Annotated in this window: 19 protein-coding genes; 4 read left to right on the forward strand and 15 right to left on the reverse strand. The window is 35.4% G+C overall.

Annotation, left to right across the window (positions count from 1 at the left end):
• Positions 1-2: 2 nt before the first annotated feature.
• From HNQ35_RS03025 to HNQ35_RS03060, 8 genes are all read right to left on the reverse strand, one after another.
• Positions 3-827, reverse strand: coding sequence for a purine-nucleoside phosphorylase (locus HNQ35_RS03025; RefSeq protein ID WP_146938244.1), 825 nt, complete (start codon positions 825-827; stop codon positions 3-5).
• Between the two features lie 4 nt (positions 828-831).
• Positions 832-2,016 (reverse strand): phosphopentomutase, encoded by a 1,185-nt coding sequence (deoB, locus tag HNQ35_RS03030; protein WP_146938245.1) that lies wholly within the window; start codon positions 2,014-2,016, stop codon positions 832-834.
• 63 nt (positions 2,017-2,079) lie between these two features.
• Positions 2,080-2,973, reverse strand: a complete 894-nt coding sequence (xerD, locus tag HNQ35_RS03035; RefSeq protein ID WP_146938246.1) for a site-specific tyrosine recombinase XerD — start codon at positions 2,971-2,973, stop codon at positions 2,080-2,082.
• A gap of 4 nt (positions 2,974-2,977) precedes the next feature.
• Positions 2,978-3,178, reverse strand: a complete 201-nt coding sequence (locus tag HNQ35_RS03040) for a DUF4227 family protein (RefSeq protein ID WP_146938247.1) — start codon at positions 3,176-3,178, stop codon at positions 2,978-2,980.
• Between the two features lie 90 nt (positions 3,179-3,268).
• Positions 3,269-3,736 carry a ferric iron uptake transcriptional regulator gene (gene fur / locus HNQ35_RS03045; protein WP_146938248.1) on the reverse strand — a complete coding sequence of 156 codons (468 nt, stop codon included), beginning with the start codon at positions 3,734-3,736 and terminating at the stop codon, positions 3,269-3,271.
• 110 nt (positions 3,737-3,846) lie between these two features.
• On the reverse strand, positions 3,847-4,488 hold the full coding sequence (gene spoIIM, locus HNQ35_RS03050; RefSeq protein ID WP_146938249.1) for a stage II sporulation protein M: 642 nt from the start codon (positions 4,486-4,488) through the stop codon (positions 3,847-3,849).
• Between the two features lie 85 nt (positions 4,489-4,573).
• Positions 4,574-5,743, reverse strand: coding sequence for an endonuclease Q family protein (locus HNQ35_RS03055; RefSeq protein ID WP_146938250.1), 1,170 nt, complete (start codon positions 5,741-5,743; stop codon positions 4,574-4,576).
• The gene (locus HNQ35_RS03060) at positions 5,740-6,288 is read right to left on the reverse strand and encodes an NUDIX hydrolase (RefSeq protein ID WP_146938251.1); all 549 of its coding nucleotides are present in this window, start codon (positions 6,286-6,288) and stop codon (positions 5,740-5,742) included. The genes HNQ35_RS03055 and HNQ35_RS03060 overlap by 4 nt, the downstream gene beginning before the upstream one ends.
• A 113-nt stretch (positions 6,289-6,401) precedes the next feature.
• Between HNQ35_RS03060 and HNQ35_RS03065 the strand changes: the two genes are divergently transcribed.
• Positions 6,402-7,313: an aldo/keto reductase gene (locus tag HNQ35_RS03065; protein ID WP_146938252.1), complete on the forward strand. Its 912-nt coding sequence runs from the start codon at positions 6,402-6,404 to the stop codon at positions 7,311-7,313.
• Positions 7,314-7,342: 29 nt separating this feature from the next.
• Here HNQ35_RS03065 and HNQ35_RS03070 read toward each other — a convergent pair whose 3' ends face one another.
• Both HNQ35_RS03070 and HNQ35_RS03075 read right to left on the reverse strand, forming a co-directional pair.
• A complete protein-coding gene (locus HNQ35_RS03070; protein WP_146938253.1) occupies positions 7,343-8,605 on the reverse strand; it encodes a Y-family DNA polymerase in 1,263 nt (420 codons plus the stop codon).
• Positions 8,606-9,462: 857 nt separating this feature from the next.
• Complete coding sequence (locus tag HNQ35_RS03075) at positions 9,463-10,443, reverse strand: MBL fold metallo-hydrolase (protein WP_146937108.1); 981 nt, start codon at positions 10,441-10,443, stop codon at positions 9,463-9,465.
• Between the two features lie 127 nt (positions 10,444-10,570).
• Between HNQ35_RS03075 and HNQ35_RS03080 the strand changes: the two genes are divergently transcribed.
• Both HNQ35_RS03080 and rnz read left to right on the forward strand, forming a co-directional pair.
• Positions 10,571-11,302, forward strand: a complete 732-nt coding sequence (locus HNQ35_RS03080) for a glycerophosphodiester phosphodiesterase (protein ID WP_146937106.1) — start codon at positions 10,571-10,573, stop codon at positions 11,300-11,302.
• 14 nt (positions 11,303-11,316) lie between these two features.
• Complete coding sequence (rnz, locus tag HNQ35_RS03085; protein WP_146937104.1) at positions 11,317-12,243, forward strand: ribonuclease Z; 927 nt, start codon at positions 11,317-11,319, stop codon at positions 12,241-12,243.
• Positions 12,244-12,599: 356 nt separating this feature from the next.
• Here the strand turns inward: rnz and HNQ35_RS03090 are convergent, their stop codons facing one another.
• From HNQ35_RS03090 to mce, 3 genes are read right to left on the reverse strand one after another with little or no spacing between them, the layout of a single operon-like run.
• Positions 12,600-13,850: a DNA polymerase IV gene (locus tag HNQ35_RS03090; RefSeq protein ID WP_146937102.1), complete on the reverse strand. Its 1,251-nt coding sequence runs from the start codon at positions 13,848-13,850 to the stop codon at positions 12,600-12,602.
• Positions 13,851-13,905: 55 nt separating this feature from the next.
• On the reverse strand, positions 13,906-15,042 hold the full coding sequence (locus HNQ35_RS03095; RefSeq protein ID WP_146937100.1) for a M20/M25/M40 family metallo-hydrolase: 1,137 nt from the start codon (positions 15,040-15,042) through the stop codon (positions 13,906-13,908).
• Between the two features lie 40 nt (positions 15,043-15,082).
• Positions 15,083-15,505 (reverse strand): methylmalonyl-CoA epimerase, encoded by a 423-nt coding sequence (gene mce, locus HNQ35_RS03100; protein WP_221261411.1) that lies wholly within the window; start codon positions 15,503-15,505, stop codon positions 15,083-15,085.
• A 109-nt stretch (positions 15,506-15,614) separates the two neighbouring features.
• On the opposite strand from mce, the gene prli42 reads away from it, so the two are divergent.
• Positions 15,615-15,755, forward strand: coding sequence for a stressosome-associated protein Prli42 (gene prli42 / locus HNQ35_RS03105; RefSeq protein ID WP_146937098.1), 141 nt, complete (start codon positions 15,615-15,617; stop codon positions 15,753-15,755).
• 29 nt (positions 15,756-15,784) lie between these two features.
• On the opposite strand, the gene HNQ35_RS03110 is transcribed toward prli42, so the two are convergent.
• Both HNQ35_RS03110 and HNQ35_RS03115 read right to left on the reverse strand, forming a co-directional pair.
• On the reverse strand, positions 15,785-16,771 hold the full coding sequence (locus HNQ35_RS03110) for an aromatic acid exporter family protein (protein ID WP_174771666.1): 987 nt from the start codon (positions 16,769-16,771) through the stop codon (positions 15,785-15,787).
• Positions 16,772-16,862: 91 nt separating this feature from the next.
• A complete protein-coding gene (locus HNQ35_RS03115; RefSeq protein WP_146937096.1) occupies positions 16,863-17,294 on the reverse strand; it encodes a BrxA/BrxB family bacilliredoxin in 432 nt (143 codons plus the stop codon).
• Positions 17,295-17,310 lie beyond the last annotated feature (16 nt).

Here is a 17,310-nt window from a genome sequence, read left to right on the forward strand (position 1 = left end):
CTTCATTTATTCGGTAAGTGTTTTAATATTTCTTTTACAAATTTGAGAAAATCTTCCTTAACCTTCTCTGTCGTCTCAATGACTTCATCATGTGTTAAAGGTTGATTTAAAATACCTGCTGCCATATTTGATATACATGAAATGCCTAAGACACGAAGTGATGCATGATTAGCTACAATGACTTCTGGTACAGTTGACATGCCTACTGCATCTGCACCTAATGTTCTGAGCATTTTCACTTCAACAGGAGTTTCATAGACGGGACCTTGATTGGCTACATAAACACCTTCTTTAACAAGAAGACCGATTGATTCAGCACAACTTCTTGCGATATCAATATATTGCCGATCATAAGCCGAGGATAAATCAGGGAATCGTGGTCCTAATTGTTCATCATTCGGCCCAATGAGTGGGTTTATCCCCATATTATTTATATGATCTGTTATAATCATCAAGTCTCCTGGGCGAAATGCTTCGTTAATGCCACCTGCGGCATTTGTTACAATAAGAGATTCAATACCTAATTCTTTCATTACTCGTATCGGGAAAGTGACTTGCTGCATCGTATATCCTTCATAATAATGAAAACGCCCTTGCATAGCTACGACATGCTTTCCTTGTAGTGTTCCTATCACAAGGCGACCCTCATGTCCACCTACAGTAGAGCTTGGAAAATGAGGAATATCCTCATAATTAATCATAACTGGTTGTTCAATCTCATCTGCCAAAACACCTAATCCTGAACCTAATACGAGACCTATAGATGGCTTTGTATCTATTTGTTTTTCTATAAATGCACTCGCTTCTTTAATTAAATTTAAGTCCATTTAATCACTCCTCTAATACATATTTTAAAAAGCTTTTCCCGTATTTTGGAAGACTAACATTAAAATTATCAGCAATAGTCGCGCCGATGTCGGCAAATGTTTCTCTAATAGGAAGTGCTTTTCCTTTAGTTATATCACGATGATAAACAATAAGTGGCACGTATTCTCGCGTATGATCTGTCCCATGATGTGTTGGATCATTTCCATGGTCAGCTGTTATGATTAATAAATCATCTGATGTTAATTTATTGAGAACTTTAATGATTTGGCGATCATATGCTTCAAGTGCTTTTCCATACCCGATTGGATCACGACGGTGACCGTATTTCGCATCAAAGTCAACTAAATTTAAAAAACATAATCCATGAAAATCTCGATCAACTGTTTCTATAAGTTTTATCATTCCATCATCATTACTCTTCGTTCTAATCGCTTCTGTAATGCCTTCACCATCATAGATATCTGATATTTTTCCAAGAGCAATGACATCATAATTATTGTCTTTTAATTCATTCATCACAGTACGTCCAAACGGTTTTAATGCATAATCATGACGATTAGCTGTACGTGTAAAATTGCCAATTTCTCCGATAAAAGGTCTAGCAATGACACGTCCCACCATATATTTTTCATCCAATGTTAATTCTCGAGCTATTTCACAAATACGATACAATTCTTCTAAAGGGACAACTTCCTCATGAGCCGCTATTTGCAATACACTATCCGCTGAAGTATATACAATGATGGCACCTGATTCAATATGTTCTTTTCCCAATTCTTCAATAATAGCTGTTCCTGATGCAGGTTTATTACCGATGACTTTTCTTCCTGTCTTTTCCTCCAATTGAGCAATTAATTCGTTCGGAAATCCGTTCGGAAATGTGCGAAACGGTTGCTCAATATGTAAACCCATAATTTCCCAATGACCTGTCATTGTATCTTTACCAACAGATGCTTCTTGCATTTTTGTATAATGAGCTTGTGCTTGTTCGACAGATGCAATTCCTTTTATAGGCCGTATATTGCCAAAACCCAACTTTTCCATATGGGGCATATGTAATCCGCCCATCTCTTCAGCAATATGGCCAATTGTATCTGCACCTTTATCACCATATTGTTCAGCATCTGGAGCTTCACCAAAACCAACTGAATCGAGTACAATGAGAAAGATTCGTTTAAATGTTTTCATAATTGTCAACCTCCTAATATATAATTATAGTTGTATGATGTCAGACAACTATAACACAAAGATTTAAGCACGTGGATGATATTGTTCATACACTTCTTTCATCCGCGTCCTTGTTACATGTGTATAGATTTCTGTTGTTGAAATATCTTCATGACCAAGCATCTCCTGAACAGCCCTTAAATCGGCTCCATTCTCCAATAAATGTGTTGCAAATGAATGGCGTAACATATGTGGTGAGATTCTTTTCTTTATACCAACTTGTTGTGCTAGTTGTTTCATAATTTTCCAAAAGCCTTGTCTTGTTAATGGGCGACCATGATGATTTAGAAATAAGGTGTTTTCAGATTGATTTTGCTTGATTAACTTAGGTCTTGCTTGATCAAGATAATCGTTAACTGCTTGTAAAGCGATATCCCCAACAGGTATAATACGTTCCTTTGATCCTTTACCTATACAACGAACAAAGCCCATCGTTCGATGAAAGTCACTCTGCTTTAATTCGATTAATTCAGTTACACGTAATCCTGTAGCATAAAGCAATTCAATCATCGCTTTATTTCTCATATCTAACGATGTTTTAACGTTAATGGACAAAAGTTTTTCGACTTCAGATGTAGATAACACATTCGGCAATTTACGCGATTTCTTTGGTATATTAATATGTTCACTTATATCTATCTTTACGATACCGTCCTGATATAAAAAGCGATGGAACATCCGTAAAGAGGATATATTTCTCGCTATCGTTGTTGTCGCCTTACCACTTTCTTTTAGTAAATTTAAAAACTGCATCAAATCAAGTCTTGAAACATCAATCCACTTCGATTTCTTTCTTTCCTTCTCTATAAATTCACAATAAGATCTCAAATCTAGCTCATAAGCACTTAATGTATTGGATGCTAGTCCTTTTTCAACTTGTAGATAATGTAAAAAATCATCAATCGCATGTTGTAACATTTGTTTATTCCCCAAATCTAAAGAATAATCGAAAACGATTCATATCATCGTTATGAAACACTTTAATAGCAGGACCTTCAGGTGGTTCATAACGATGGAACTGTTCATATTCTAAATGCATAAAACGGAGTCCAAAATAAAATAGAAGCGTACACGCGATAAAAATAATAAAAACTTTTAATGTGCGCCAAACCATTCTCTTCATCTAGCATACCCACTTTCTTACTTAACTTGTTAAAAGATATGCCAAAATAAAGAGATTTTATACATGTTATGGGTTAAAAGTGAGTATAAACTACTTTGTCATTCGTGATTTTTTCAATTTTGCTTGTTGACACTTTTTACATACTCCATGAAATGTTAAACGATGATCTTGTACTTGAAATCCCCATTCTTCTTCTACTTTCTTTTCAACATCAACTAATAGATTCTCGAATATTTCTTGAATCGATCCACACTCTACACATACGAGATGATGATGAAAATGTTCTAGTCCTTCTTGACGCAAGTCATATCTTGAAACACCATCACCAAAGTTTATCTTCTCAACGATTTGCAATTCTAATAAAAGCTCTAAAGTCCGATAGACGGTTGCCAAGCCTATTTCGGGAGCTTTTTCTTTCACTAATAAATAAATATCTTCTGCACTTAAATGATCCTCTTCACGCTCTAACAAAACTTTAACTGTCGCTTCGCGTTGTGGAGTTAATTTATAGCTTTGTGCATGAAGTTGTTTTTTTATCCGATCTAGACGATGTTCCATGAGCTTCCCTCCTCATATCCCATCTTTATTATATGCACACAAAAAAATCATGTCAAAGTATAATCGATTTTATATAAAACTTATTTTAACAATATGAAGGTCTCTATGCTTTACTTTGATGTATAATAAGTTTTAATCAAAGATTGCATCGCCTCATTTGTAATAAAAGCTTCAATTGTTGCAGCGAGGAACGAAATGACGATTAAAAAAAGAAAAACAACTAAATATTGGGCAAAAGGTCTGAAAATCGGTTGCGAGAATTTTCGTGAGATGAGCTTATTAAATAAGGTTAATGAGAAAATCATCGACAGACTCCCAGCAATTAAATAAATCGGTATGATTAATAGATTTTGTGGTGCAACAGCTATACTTGCAATCAAAAAACCTTTCATACCAAGTTGATTCACAAGAAATCCAACCGTAAACCCAACGACTAATCCTTTTAAAAACAGCAGAATCCAAACAAGTGGTAATCCTATGATGGATAGACCTAGGATAAATATAAAAATGAGATATTTAACATGATAGGCAAAACTACTTTTTAATATATCGATTCGATTTAAAAAATCTTCTGTAGCTAATTGGCCGAAAAATTTTTCTAAATAAAAAAAGAGGTCTTGTTTTTGCACAAAATGCATGCTATTTACGATAAACGCACCGAATATAATGCCAGTTAAAAACAAAATGATTGTAAATACATACGTTGTCGCATGTTCTTTAAAATGAGTCCAAATAGCTTTTTGCGTATACATTGATACCCTCCATTTCTCTAACCTTTTATATGATTAATCTATGAAGGATATCTAGTAAACATGTATGAAACAAGAGATTTATATTTTATTTCTTAACTTGTCCATACTTGCCCCCGCCACCAGGAATAATATCAAGTTTCCCTTCTCGCATTTGAATGATTAGTTTAGCTAAACGTTCAGAAATGACCTGAGTTAATTGCTCGTATGGTACGTAATGGAGAATATTCATTTCTGTATTGAAATAAGTTAATAAACGCTCGTATGTTTTTGGACCTAGCTCTGGGAGAAATTCTAATGGGATTTGATACAAATAAGGTGGACGTTTTAAGCACACGGTATCCGCTTGACCAATTTCTGTTATACGGTCTTTTACCCCTTTAATGATTTTCTTACTGCCACAATGGACACATTGATTAACGCTTGGTTCATTCTGCTGCATACAGTCTTGACAAACTGTCGTATAATATTTGCCAAGCATTGGATTCATACCGAAATTCCTTATCCACTTTCTACCGCCTTCTTGCTTAAGTGCAAGCGAAAACTCTTTAAACGATGGCTCTTTTATAGCGATTTGTTGATATTCTCGAGCTATTTTCTTTAATGAATGGGCATCAGAATTCGTTAAAAACGTATACGCATGAAGTTCTTTTATTTGATCCGCCATCGTTGTATCGGAACTTAGTCCTAGTTCAATACCATCAATTAATTTAGGATCTAATACTTCTTGTAAAGATGTAACCACCCCTTTGCCATATAAGCTTTTAAAAGGCGTAAACACATGTGCTGGAATAAAAAGACCTGCTAACTCTTTCACCTTTTGTTGCAGTTCTTTTGCCGAACCGTAAAAACGTTGTGAGCTTAATGAAATATTGGTCATACGCGTTTTTAACCAATTTGAAAACATTTCCATCGATTTAACAGTAGGAACAAAACATAGGACATGAAGCGGACCTTGACAATTTTTATCATATACTTCGATCTCAGATCCTAATAATACCGTCACTTTTTCAAAACGAATGCCTCCATCCAATAATTCTACTGCAAGATCTGCTTCTAAAAGCTCTTTTAATTCACGTATAACATTTGGCGCATGAGCATCTATTATACCTATTAAATCAATGCCTTTCCGACGACTAGACTCTTTTAATATATTTGTTAACGTTAATTGCTTCGAAGCTGTGATTTTAACAGGTTGATTCATATTATCGCGCCCGATATGGATATGCATATCAGCAAAATATGTTCGTAAAGTCATTTTAATAGCCCCGATGATTCAAGGTATAAAACAGCGTAATTTGTTTTAGCATCATGAATGCGTTCATCTTTTACATATTTTTTCGCTTCATCGAGCGTCAGCTCAATGACTTCGACGAATTCGTCCTCATCGCCTTTGGGTGGATCTTCTAAACGGACAAGATCTTTTGCTAAATAGATGTAAATTAATTCATCTGCAAAACCTGGCGATGTATAAAATGATGTTACCAATGTTAATTCTTTCGTTGTATAACCCGTCTCTTCTTCTAGTTCACGACGAGCTGTCGTAAGAGGCTCTTCGTTTCTCTCTAACTTTCCCGCTGGTATTTCGACCAATGATTTTTCTAGTGGTTTTCGATACTGTTCAACAAAGACGATTTTTTTATCCGGTGTGACAGCAATAACGGCTACTGCTCCTGGATGTTTAATTATTTCACGTTTTGAATATTGGCCATTCGGTAATTCGACATCGTCCACTTGTAATTGGACGACTTTTCCTTGAAATATATGTTCAGTTTTAATTGTTTTTTCTTCAAATTTACGCATCTTGTCACCTCTAACTATAGTTTAACCAATCCACTTAATTGTAACATACACTTGCCTTTTAAATGAACGATTCATAAAATAGAAGGAGTTACCATTTGAGGAGGGTGTTATTTTTGAAAAAGAATCGACTCGGACAATCTGACCTTTATGTTTCTGAACTTACTCTAGGTTGCATGTCACTTGGAACAAATAAAAAACAAGCGCGACAAATTGTTGATACAGCTCTTGATTATGGCATTAACCATCTAGACACAGCAGATTTATATGATTTTGGTGTCAATGAGGAAATTATCGGAGAAATTATTAAAGACAAGCGCGAACAAATCATTTTAACGACAAAAGTAGGTAATCATTTCAATCCTCATAAGAGGGATTGGTTCTGGGATCCTTCTAAAAAATATATTTTAGAAGCGGTCAAAAAGAGTTTAAATAGACTACAAACAGACTATATTGATTTTTACATGTTACATGGTGGAACGATTGATGATCCTATTGATGAAACGATTGATGCTTTTGAGACATTAAAAAGAGAAGGTCTTATTCGTGCATACGGTATTTCCTCAATTCGTCCAAATGTCATTCGTGAGTATGTCAAGCGTGCAAACATTGATGCTGTAATGATGCAGTATAATATATTTGATCGTCGACCTGAAGAAGCGATTCTTTCATTGCTCGAATCAGAAGGTATTAGTGTATTAGCTCGTGGACCTTTAGCTCAAGGAATGCTAACGATGAACGGTAGGAATATAATCTTCGAGAAAGGCAAACAAGGCTACTTAGACTATTCTACTGATGAGCTTTTAACGATATTCGACCAGTTAAATCAATTAAATATAAATTTAAATGAACTTGCATTAACTTATATATTGAAACACCCAGCAGTTAGCAGTGTTGTTTTTGGAGCTAGTTCTTTAAAACAACTTCAAGAAAATATTGCTATTGACTTAACAAATCCAATGAATGATGATTTATACGAATATATTCAAGCATTGACAAAGCCGATTACTTATCAACAACATCGTTAAAATTAACAGGGCATCAATTGCCCTGTTTTCTATGTGGCGTAATGTCCGCCAACTAGTTGACTGCGATATCTAGCTGTTCCATGCTCTGTAAAGGAGACCGCTCGTAGTAAAGCGTCTGAACCATAATCATGTCGAATATCATCCATTACGTAACCGAGTTTCCATTCACGAATGCGATCTCCTGAAAATAATTGCAATTGCAGCTGGTTGTCTTCAACGATCTGATCCAATGAAACTGATATTTTACGAACTGTTTTATGCATATAAAACTGGCGAAATAAATGCATACAAGCTGCATATATTTCCATCGTTATATTTGTAGGTGTTTCTAGAGAGATTGAACGATGAAACCCTCCGCCACCGTCATGTTTACTATAACCAATGCCAAGATGAATCGTTCGCCCTGCTTTTTGATCTTCCCGAGCTCTTCTTGCAACTTCTTCACACATTTCTAAAATAACATGAGCGATTTTTTCTGGATGATGATAATCACGTAATAATATTTGACTTTTTCCATAACTGACTTGTTCTGTTAACAGCGGAGTCCCTAGTTGTGATAAATCAACACCATGCGCGTGATAATATAATTGGTTACCTATGACACCGAAAGCTTTTTCTAATTGAGTTAAAGGATAATGCGCTAAATCACCAATGGTAGAAATCCCCATACGGTTGAGTCGTTTTTCTAACGGACGACCGATTCCCCACATCTTCGACAAAGGCTTAACAGGCCATAATTTTGTCGGAACATCATCATATGTCCAATGAGCAATGCCCATTTCTTTCGCTTCTAAATCAAGACATAATTTTGCCATTAACATATTCGGACCTATTCCAATCGTAGCGGTTAAACCGAATGTATCCTTTAATTCATTGATGATTCGTTTAGCCAATTGATTATAATCTCCAAAAATATGACACGTACCAGAAACATCTAAAAAACTTTCATCTACACTGTACGTATGAATCGCTTCTTGCGGCACGTATTTATTAAATAAGCGCGTAATCTCAACGGATACTTGTAAATATAAATTCATTTGTGCGGGAACGATAATAATTCGATCATCTTGTGGAATCTCGAATAAACGATTGCCGGTCCGAATACCAAATTCATGTTTCAGTGCAGGTGTAGCTGCTAAAACGACACTTCCATCTCGATTTGTATCGGCAACAACAGCTAAATAAGTAGACAATGGATCTAATCCTCTATCTAGAGCTGCACAACTCGCATAGAAGCTTTTCATATCGATACAAAAAATCGTCCGTTTCGGCAATGCTTCGTAATTAAGCATTCTACTCAATCCCCTTTCCTCGCTATCTAAGCTCTATTATAAGAATGTATGTTCTGTTTATCAAGTTGTAATTTCTAACAAAAAGAGGCTGAGACAAAACCTCTGATGATGAAAAAACTATTTTTGTTCACTTTTTCCTTATGTCCCAGTCTCCTTCTCCTAATGATCATGACAGTACATGAACTATCATTAAAGCGAGCTGGGGTTTGTTTAAATAGTAAACTATTATCGACTATTATTCGCTATCGTTTGAAGTTTTGGATGAAATCATGTGGAGTAGAGAGAACTACTCTGCATGGATTTGAAGATTTACGCGTAACCATGCGGAGTGGAGCTATCTACTCTGCATGGATTTGAAGATTTGCGCGTAACCATGCGGAGTGGAACTAACTACTCTACATGGTTTCTAAGATTTGCGCGTAACCATGCGGAGTGGAGCTATCTACTCTGCATGGATTTGAAGATTTGCGCGTAACCATGCGGAGTGGAACTAACTACTCTGCATGGATTTGAAGATTTGCGCGTAACCATGCGGAGTGGGGCTATCTACTCTGCATGGATTTGAAAATTTACGCGTAACCATGCGGAGTGGAACTAACTACTCTACATGGTTTCTAAGATTTGCGCGTAACCATGCGGAGTAGGGAAGTTTTCTTGTTTCCAATTTATACTTTTGTATTTTATCATCTAATAAAAACAAAAGAGCATCTTTTGGTATGGATTTAGAAGTGAAACTTCAAGAAAATGATATCGCATTTGCATTAATGGCGATAAACTTAAGAAAGTATACCGCCAAAATCCGAAACAAAAAAGAAATTGCGGAAACATTTCAATGTTGTTTCCGCAATTTTTCTCATTTAAAACTTGCTTTGTCCCAGTCCCTTTTTGATGTGATACACAAGTACACCGTTCTCTTCACTCACTTTAACCTTATCGTCTGCTTCTAAATAGTCGAGTTGCCCTACTGTTTCAGACATTGTAAATACTAATTGTGTCCTATATTGTGTTGGAAATAGCTTTTGACAAATCTCAAATGGTGTACGTGGTTTTTGTTGAATCATCTTATATACAACAGTAGCTCGTTCCTCTTGTTCATTCAATTGCTTAGTGATATGTGATGAAATATTAGAAAAAATAGGACCGTGCCCAGGTAAAACATTCTTTATACCTAGTGACAAACACTTTCTTAAATTCGCTTGATATTGTAAAAGTGGTTTCGCACGTTCAACTTGGTCAATAGGTTCTAATAATGGATTAGGCGAAATATGGTATAAAAGATGATCACCACCGATAAACGTTCCATGTTTCTTGTTAAAAAATGATAAGTGACTTTGTGCATGCCCTTTTGTATCGATGACTTGCCACTCAGCATGTCCAGGTAAGAAGTCTCCATCTGTAAGCTCATATGTCACTTCACCTGTTCCGATATAATGAATCATCCCACGATAACCATTTAAAGAATCTCGAACATCATCTGGGACACCACAACGTTTAAAAAAGTGTTCATAAAACAATTCGTATTGCTCAAAAAATACCTGATCACGTGTTAACCAAGGATCAATATATGCGTGAGCAGCAATCTGTTGAACCTTTGGTAATTGATCGATTAACCCAATATGATCAGGATGATGGTGTGTTAAAACAACCTGTTCAATATCATGAACACTATAACCGATGCTTTTTAACTGATCATTTAAAGCTTCCCATGCTTCTTTCGTTTTAACTCCTGTATCAATTAATGTAAGTACGTCACCTGTCAACAAGTACATATGTACATCCCCGACTGGAAATGGAGTTGGTACAGTAATCTGATATATGTCCTGTTTGGAAACTACCATATACAACCTCCTAAAATGAATGACCATTCAGCTTCATTATATTCTAGCCTTTTTAAAATCATTTGTCACATAGAATGAATTGACAACTGAGACAAAATAAAACACAATCAAACGAGAGGTGAAAATAATGGGTGGAAAAATATTTGCCCATCGTGGAGCTAGTCAACTTGCTCCTGAAAATACGATGCCGGCTTTTGAACTGGCTTATCAATTAAAAGCAGATGCGATTGAAACAGACGTGCAATTAACAAAAGACCGTATCCCAGTCTTATTTCATGACATTCGTTTAAATCGGACGACGAATCAAAAAGGGTACATTAAAGACTTTACTTATGAGCAGTTAACAAAACTTGATGCTGGCTCATGGTTTTCAAAAAAATATATTGGAACATCCATCGTTTCGTTAGAAGACTTTTTAAAGTGGGTGGAAGATAAACCACTGATGATTAATCTCGAATTGAAAAATCATAAAATAGCTTATAAACATTTAGAAGAAATAGTGCTTGAAATGATTGAATATTTTCAAATGGAAGAAAGGATCATTTTATCAAGTTTTAATCCAGCAAGTGTTCAGCGTTTGGCGAAAATGACACATATTCAAACGGCTTTCCTCACCTCTAAACGGCGAACTGACCTTGTTGAATATGCCCAATCACTTGGTGCAACAGCACTTCATATTCAATATCGCTTACTACGAGGCAATATTGTTGAACAGAGTCGTAATAGAAATATGCCATTAAGAGTTTATACTGTTAACAAACGACGACAGCTTTTAAGATGCTTCCAAAAGAAATGTGATGGTATAATAACAGATGTCCCACATAAAGCACAGCGAATACGAAACCTTTTTCGAATATAATTGGAGGTTTAAACATGAAACTGACATTTTTAGGAACAGGTGCGGGAATGCCTTCTAAAGAACGTAACGTATCGGCAATCGCTCTTTCCCTACTACAAGAATCAAATAGTGTATGGCTATTTGATTGTGGTGAAGGAACCCAACACCAAATTTTACATACATCTATCAAACCACGAAAGGTAAATAAAATTTTTATTACCCATCTCCACGGTGATCATATTTTTGGTTTGCCGGGGTTTTTAAGCAGCCGTTCTTTTCAAGATGGTGATAAATTAACCATTTACGGTCCAAAAGGCATTAAACAATATGTAGAAGCAAGTTTGGCCATAAGTGAAACACATCTTTCTTATCCCCTTCATATTGTCGAATTATTTGAAGGAAAGATATTAGAAACGAAACAATTTAATGTGTATTGCAAAAAACTTGACCATGGAATTCCAAGCTACGGTTTTCGCATCGAAGAAAAGGATCGTCCTGGAAAATTACAAGTAGACAAGCTAAAAGCACTCGGCATTTCCCCAGGTCCAATCTATAAAGAAATTATCGAAAGCGAAACATATACACTACCAAATGGCACAATCATTGAACGGAAACAGGTTCTCGGACCGACACGACCTGGAAGAATCGTATCAATCCTTGGTGATACAATAGCACATGAACAATACCATACATTTATCAAAAATTCTGATGTCCTTGTACATGAAGCAACTTTTAGTAAGGACCATGAAGATTTAGCTAAAAAATATCATCATTCAACAACAAAACAAGCTGCTCAATTAGCAAAACTTGGTACTGTCAAAAAGCTAATTTTGACACATATTTCATCACGTTATCAAGAACAAGACTATGCTCTCCTACTTGATGAAGCAAAACAGATTTTTAAAAACACGGTACTCGCAACAGATTTTTACGAGGAAGAAATCATTCGACGTGACAAATAAAATTAGAGTGGATAAATGACAATTCAGAAGGTGTGATTATCACAACCGATTTATTTTTTAGTCAAGAAACAATAGGCTATTCGTTTAGAAAAAAACTTAAATGATTATGATTAAAACAAAAGTGAAAACGATGTATAATGCATTAAAACGAAAATTTAATAAACTCTCTATGAAACACAGTTTTTTTAAAGGATGTCTCAAGTTTATTAAATAAGCACGTTAACCGATATTTTTCAGTTAAATTAAAGGAGAGCAAATAGCGACCACTAACTAAAAACAAAACGCTTCGATTTACCCTTTCGCTATGCTGGCGAAAAGATCATACAGCTCGTTAAAAAATGATGAAATAAATCTGTTCATTCTGATAAAAAATCATCAAGAAAATCCTTTTGGAAACTTGTTTGTGGTTTCAAGCTTTCATCGGAATTAACAAGTCGTTTGAAAGGATTTTCTCCATATTTTTCAGTTAATTGTTCAATCGTAACGTCAAGCTTTTCTTTTTCTTCTTCTTTCTCGTATGTAAAAAGATCTAGTTGTTTTGCAATATGCTTCTTTTCCTCAATATCTTGTAATGTCACACCTAATAGACGAACTGGACGACGATCCCAATGATTATTTAACAATTCTCTCACAATAGACATGATATGATCCTTATCATCGATATAGTAAGGTAATGTTTTACTACGGGTAATGGTTTGACGATTACTAAATCGAATCATTAATTGTACTGTTCGTCCCACTCTTTCTTTACGCTTTGCACGACGAACGACACTGTCAGCTAAATCAGATAATACACGGATGATGTCTCGTTCATCCGTTGTATCTTGTGGCAAAGTTTGTGAATTTCCGATACTTTTCAATTCATGAACAGCATCTGGATCAACTGGACGTAAATCAACCCCATTCGCACGATTCTTTAAACGCTCTCCGTTAACACCTAACATTTGTTTTAATATATAAACATCTTTATTTGCTAAATCACCAATTGTTTCAATTTGCAATGTACGAAGCTTTTTAGCAGTCTTTGTACCGACACCATACATTTTTTCAATGGGAAGCGGCCAAAGGATTTGCTTAATCTCACGCTTTCTTAAAATCGTTATACCCATCGGCTTCTTCATATCTGAAGCCATTTTTGCAAGAAATTTATTCGGTGCAATTCCGATACTGCATGGTAAATCTAATTCAGTATATATGCGGTTTTGTAAATCTTTAGCTAATTGAACTGGACCACCCGGGTAGTTAGTCTCTGTTACATCTAAATAAGCTTCATCGATAGACACAGGCTCTACCAATGGTGTCACGTCCCTAAGCAAGCTAAATATTTTGCTTGATGCTTTTCGATAGCGAGCAAAATTTGGTTTTTTAACGATTAAATTCGGACATTTTTTACGTGCTTCCCATAGGGGCATTGTTGTATACACACCTTCGTCTCGCGCTTCATAACTACTTGTAACTATTATTCCTTTCCTTTCTTCTGGATTGCCAGCAATAGCTAATGGCTTACCTTTTAACGATGGGTTATATGCCATTTCTACAGAAGCATAAAAACAGTTCATATCAATATGGAAAATAACTCTCCCTTTTTGTGGTTTAAACTGTAACATGTATGACACCTCTATACATTAATAAAAAATCCCAGTATAAAACTAGGATCTTTTATTAAGCCTTATTTGCCACTTCTATAATAATCGCATAGACGAGTTCTGTAATTTTTTCTAAGTTATCAACATGGATTCGTTCATTAACAGTATGAATTTCTTCATATCCGACAGCTAAATTAACCGTTGGAATACCATAACTACTAATGATATTCGCATCACTACCGCCACCGCTTTTTAATAACTTACTTGTTCGACCAATTTTTTTTGCTGCAGAACGAGCCACTTCTACTACTTCTTCACCTGCTGAATGGGAAAACCCAGTATACATCATTTTTATATCAACTTTTGCTTCTCCACCGTAAGATTCTGCTGTAGATTCAAAAATATGTTTCATTATTTCAAGTTGCTTATTTATTTTCTCTGGTACAAGTGAACGTGCTTCAGCAAGAATCTTTACATAATCACAAACGATATTCGTCTGCTTCCCACCTTCAAAACGGCCTATATTTGCTGTTGTGTCTTCATCAATACGTCCTAATGGCATTTTAGCAATTGCCTTTGCGGCTAAAGTAATGGCTGATATACCTTTTTCTGGTGCTACTCCTGCATGTGCTGGTTTTCCCTTAATTTCAACATAAAGCTTCGCTTGTGAAGGGGCTTTAACGATGATATCACCGACATCACCATCACTATCAATCGCATAACCAAATTTAGCATATAATAATTGTTTATCTAATGCTTTTGCACCGACTAAACCAGATTCTTCTCCTACTGTAATAACAAATTGCACATCACCATGCTCTACCTTATTTTCTTTTAATGAGCGAATTGTTTCGAGTATCGCAGCGAGACCTGCTTTATCATCTGCTCCCAGAATCGTTTTACCATCTGATACAATATATTGATCTTTTATTGACGGTCTGACACCTTTGCCCGGAACAACAGTATCCATATGTGATGTAAAATAAATAGGATCTACAGCTTCCTTCGTACCTTTTAATGTACAAATTAAATTACCAGAACCGTGACCTGTCTTTGACTTAGCATCATCTTCAATAACTTCAAGACCTAATTTGGAAAACTTTTCCTTTAATACAGAGGCAATCTCTTGCTCATTACCTGTTTCGGAATCGATTCGTACAAGTTCCATAAATTCTTCTATTAATCGTTGTTTATTTATAGTAATATGATTCATCAAAATCCTCCTAAATGACGGGCAGTATATTGTTAGTGTATCATAATGTCTTCTTTTCTAGTAACTCAAATAAGACACCATGTGCAAATCTTGGATGTATAAAATTTATCCAAGCTTGCTTTGCACCTGTATGTGGCTCATCGTATATTAATTTCCCTTCATTTCTTATAATATGTTCCATACTTTCTTTAATTTGTGATGTTTCAAGAGCTATATGATGTATTCCTTCTCCGTATTTTTCAATGTAATGTGCTATCGTTGAATCATTAGACAATGGCTCGATTAACTCAAGCTGAATATCACCTAATTGCAAGAAAGCAACACGCACATTCTCTTGTTCAACGGTTTCAATCCCTTTTAATGCCAGGCCGAGAACTTCTGTATAAAAAGGAATAACCGAAACAAGATCACGAACTGCTATACCAATATGATCGATACGTTTAATTAACGACTTTATATGCAATCATTTTTCACCTCAGATTCAGAACGAAAAAAGTTTTTTCTCATCTTGTCCAATCAACTATTAAACGATAAAATACTAATAAGATGCTGTTTTAAAGGAGGATACAAACATGTCTAGTAAACAACAAAAATCATATACTAAAAAACCATCTAAACGTGAGCGCCGAAAGAAAGCTATTGTATATTTAATGATTGTAGCTATGGTATTATCTACAATAACCATGGGACTTTCTATTATATTTATATTATAAAAGTATAAAGGAAAGACTGGAACGCTTAGTCATTGTCCAGTCTTTTTCCTCCGTTTAGAAAATGATAGTGAATCGGACTTTTTAAATCGCTTTTTAATCAATAAATAATCCTCAATATCATGTAGTAATCGAAACAAATTGGCACGTGTCGTAAATTCTTCTTGTGTTTCAGGTAATTCTTCATTTAAAAATTGCTCACGCAAGCGCTCCAATTCGTCAAGGTATATGATTGCTGTATTACCAGGATGAACAGCTTCTGATAATTTCTCGAAAAAGTCTGCAATTTGTTCTGAAACACCATCTTGATTAGGTAATTTCGTCACAAGTGGAAGCATCTTTTCAAGAAGTAAAAATTGCTTGCGACGCATGACAAAGTACTCATAGTATGTATGCTCTGAGCGAAGCAAATGATTCTCTCTGTCTAATTCTGCTAAATCTAGTGTTTCTTCAAGTAATTCTTTCGCACTAACAAGTTCTTTCCCGTCCCAATCCATGTTTTTATTACGAATATAAAGAGCGATTTCAAATAAAATAACTTGAAAATAATGCTCAAGTTCTTTTTGTTTTAACTTTAATGACCGGTCTAGACTTGGCATGTACAAATTAACTAATAAACCAACACCAATCCCTACAAAAATAAGCATAAATTGATTGAAAAGAAATGGATAGTCAATATGTTGCGCACTGTAAAGATTAATAATAATGACCGAACTTGTTGTAATCCCTTGTGTCACGTTAAGCATAACTGTTGTCGGTATAAAGAAAGCTAACATGACGCCTAAGACAATCGTATTATATCCAAATATCTCAAAAAAGAAAAATGAAAATAAACTTGCGATAATGGAGGCTAAAAACCGATCCCAAGCACTAACAACAGATTGTTTTCTAGATGGTTGAATACATAGCATCGTTAATATACCTGCTGTTACATGATTTTCTAAACCAAGAAATTGTGCTATAGATATAGCAATTGGTGTTCCTACAGCTGTTTTAATTGTACGATAGCCAATTTTCACAATTAAATCTCCCTTTAAATTTAAATTGCTATAAGATAGATAAAACAAGGCTAACCTATAAGGTAAGCCTTGTTGTCAAATTCATATGGGATTAAACTTCTTCGCAATGCGCATCAAAAATGGCTTGTAACTTCGTCATCACTTCAACAGGGCTGAAACCTTCTATATCATGACGCTCAATCATTGCTAGAATTTCTCCGTCTTTTAAAAAGGCAAATGATGGTGATGATGGTGGATAACCGACAAAATATTCCCGTGCTCTTTCTGTGGCTTCTTTATCTTGCCCAGCAAAAACGGTCACTAAGTGATCTGGACGCTTATCATAATGAATCGCATTAGCAGCAGCAGGACGAGCAATACCACCCGCACAACCACAAACAGAATTAATCATCACTAGAGTTGTCCCTTTACGATTTAGTGCCTCATCGACTTCCTCTGGTGTCGTTAATTCTTCATAACCTGCTTCTTTTATATCTTCACGAGCTGCGTTAACGACATCGTTCATAAACATATTGAAATCCATAATGTAACCCACCTTT

Origin of the sequence: Cerasibacillus quisquiliarum (assembly GCF_014202495.1) — a bacterium.
Lineage (GTDB): Bacteria > Bacillota > Bacilli > Bacillales > Amphibacillaceae > Cerasibacillus > Cerasibacillus quisquiliarum.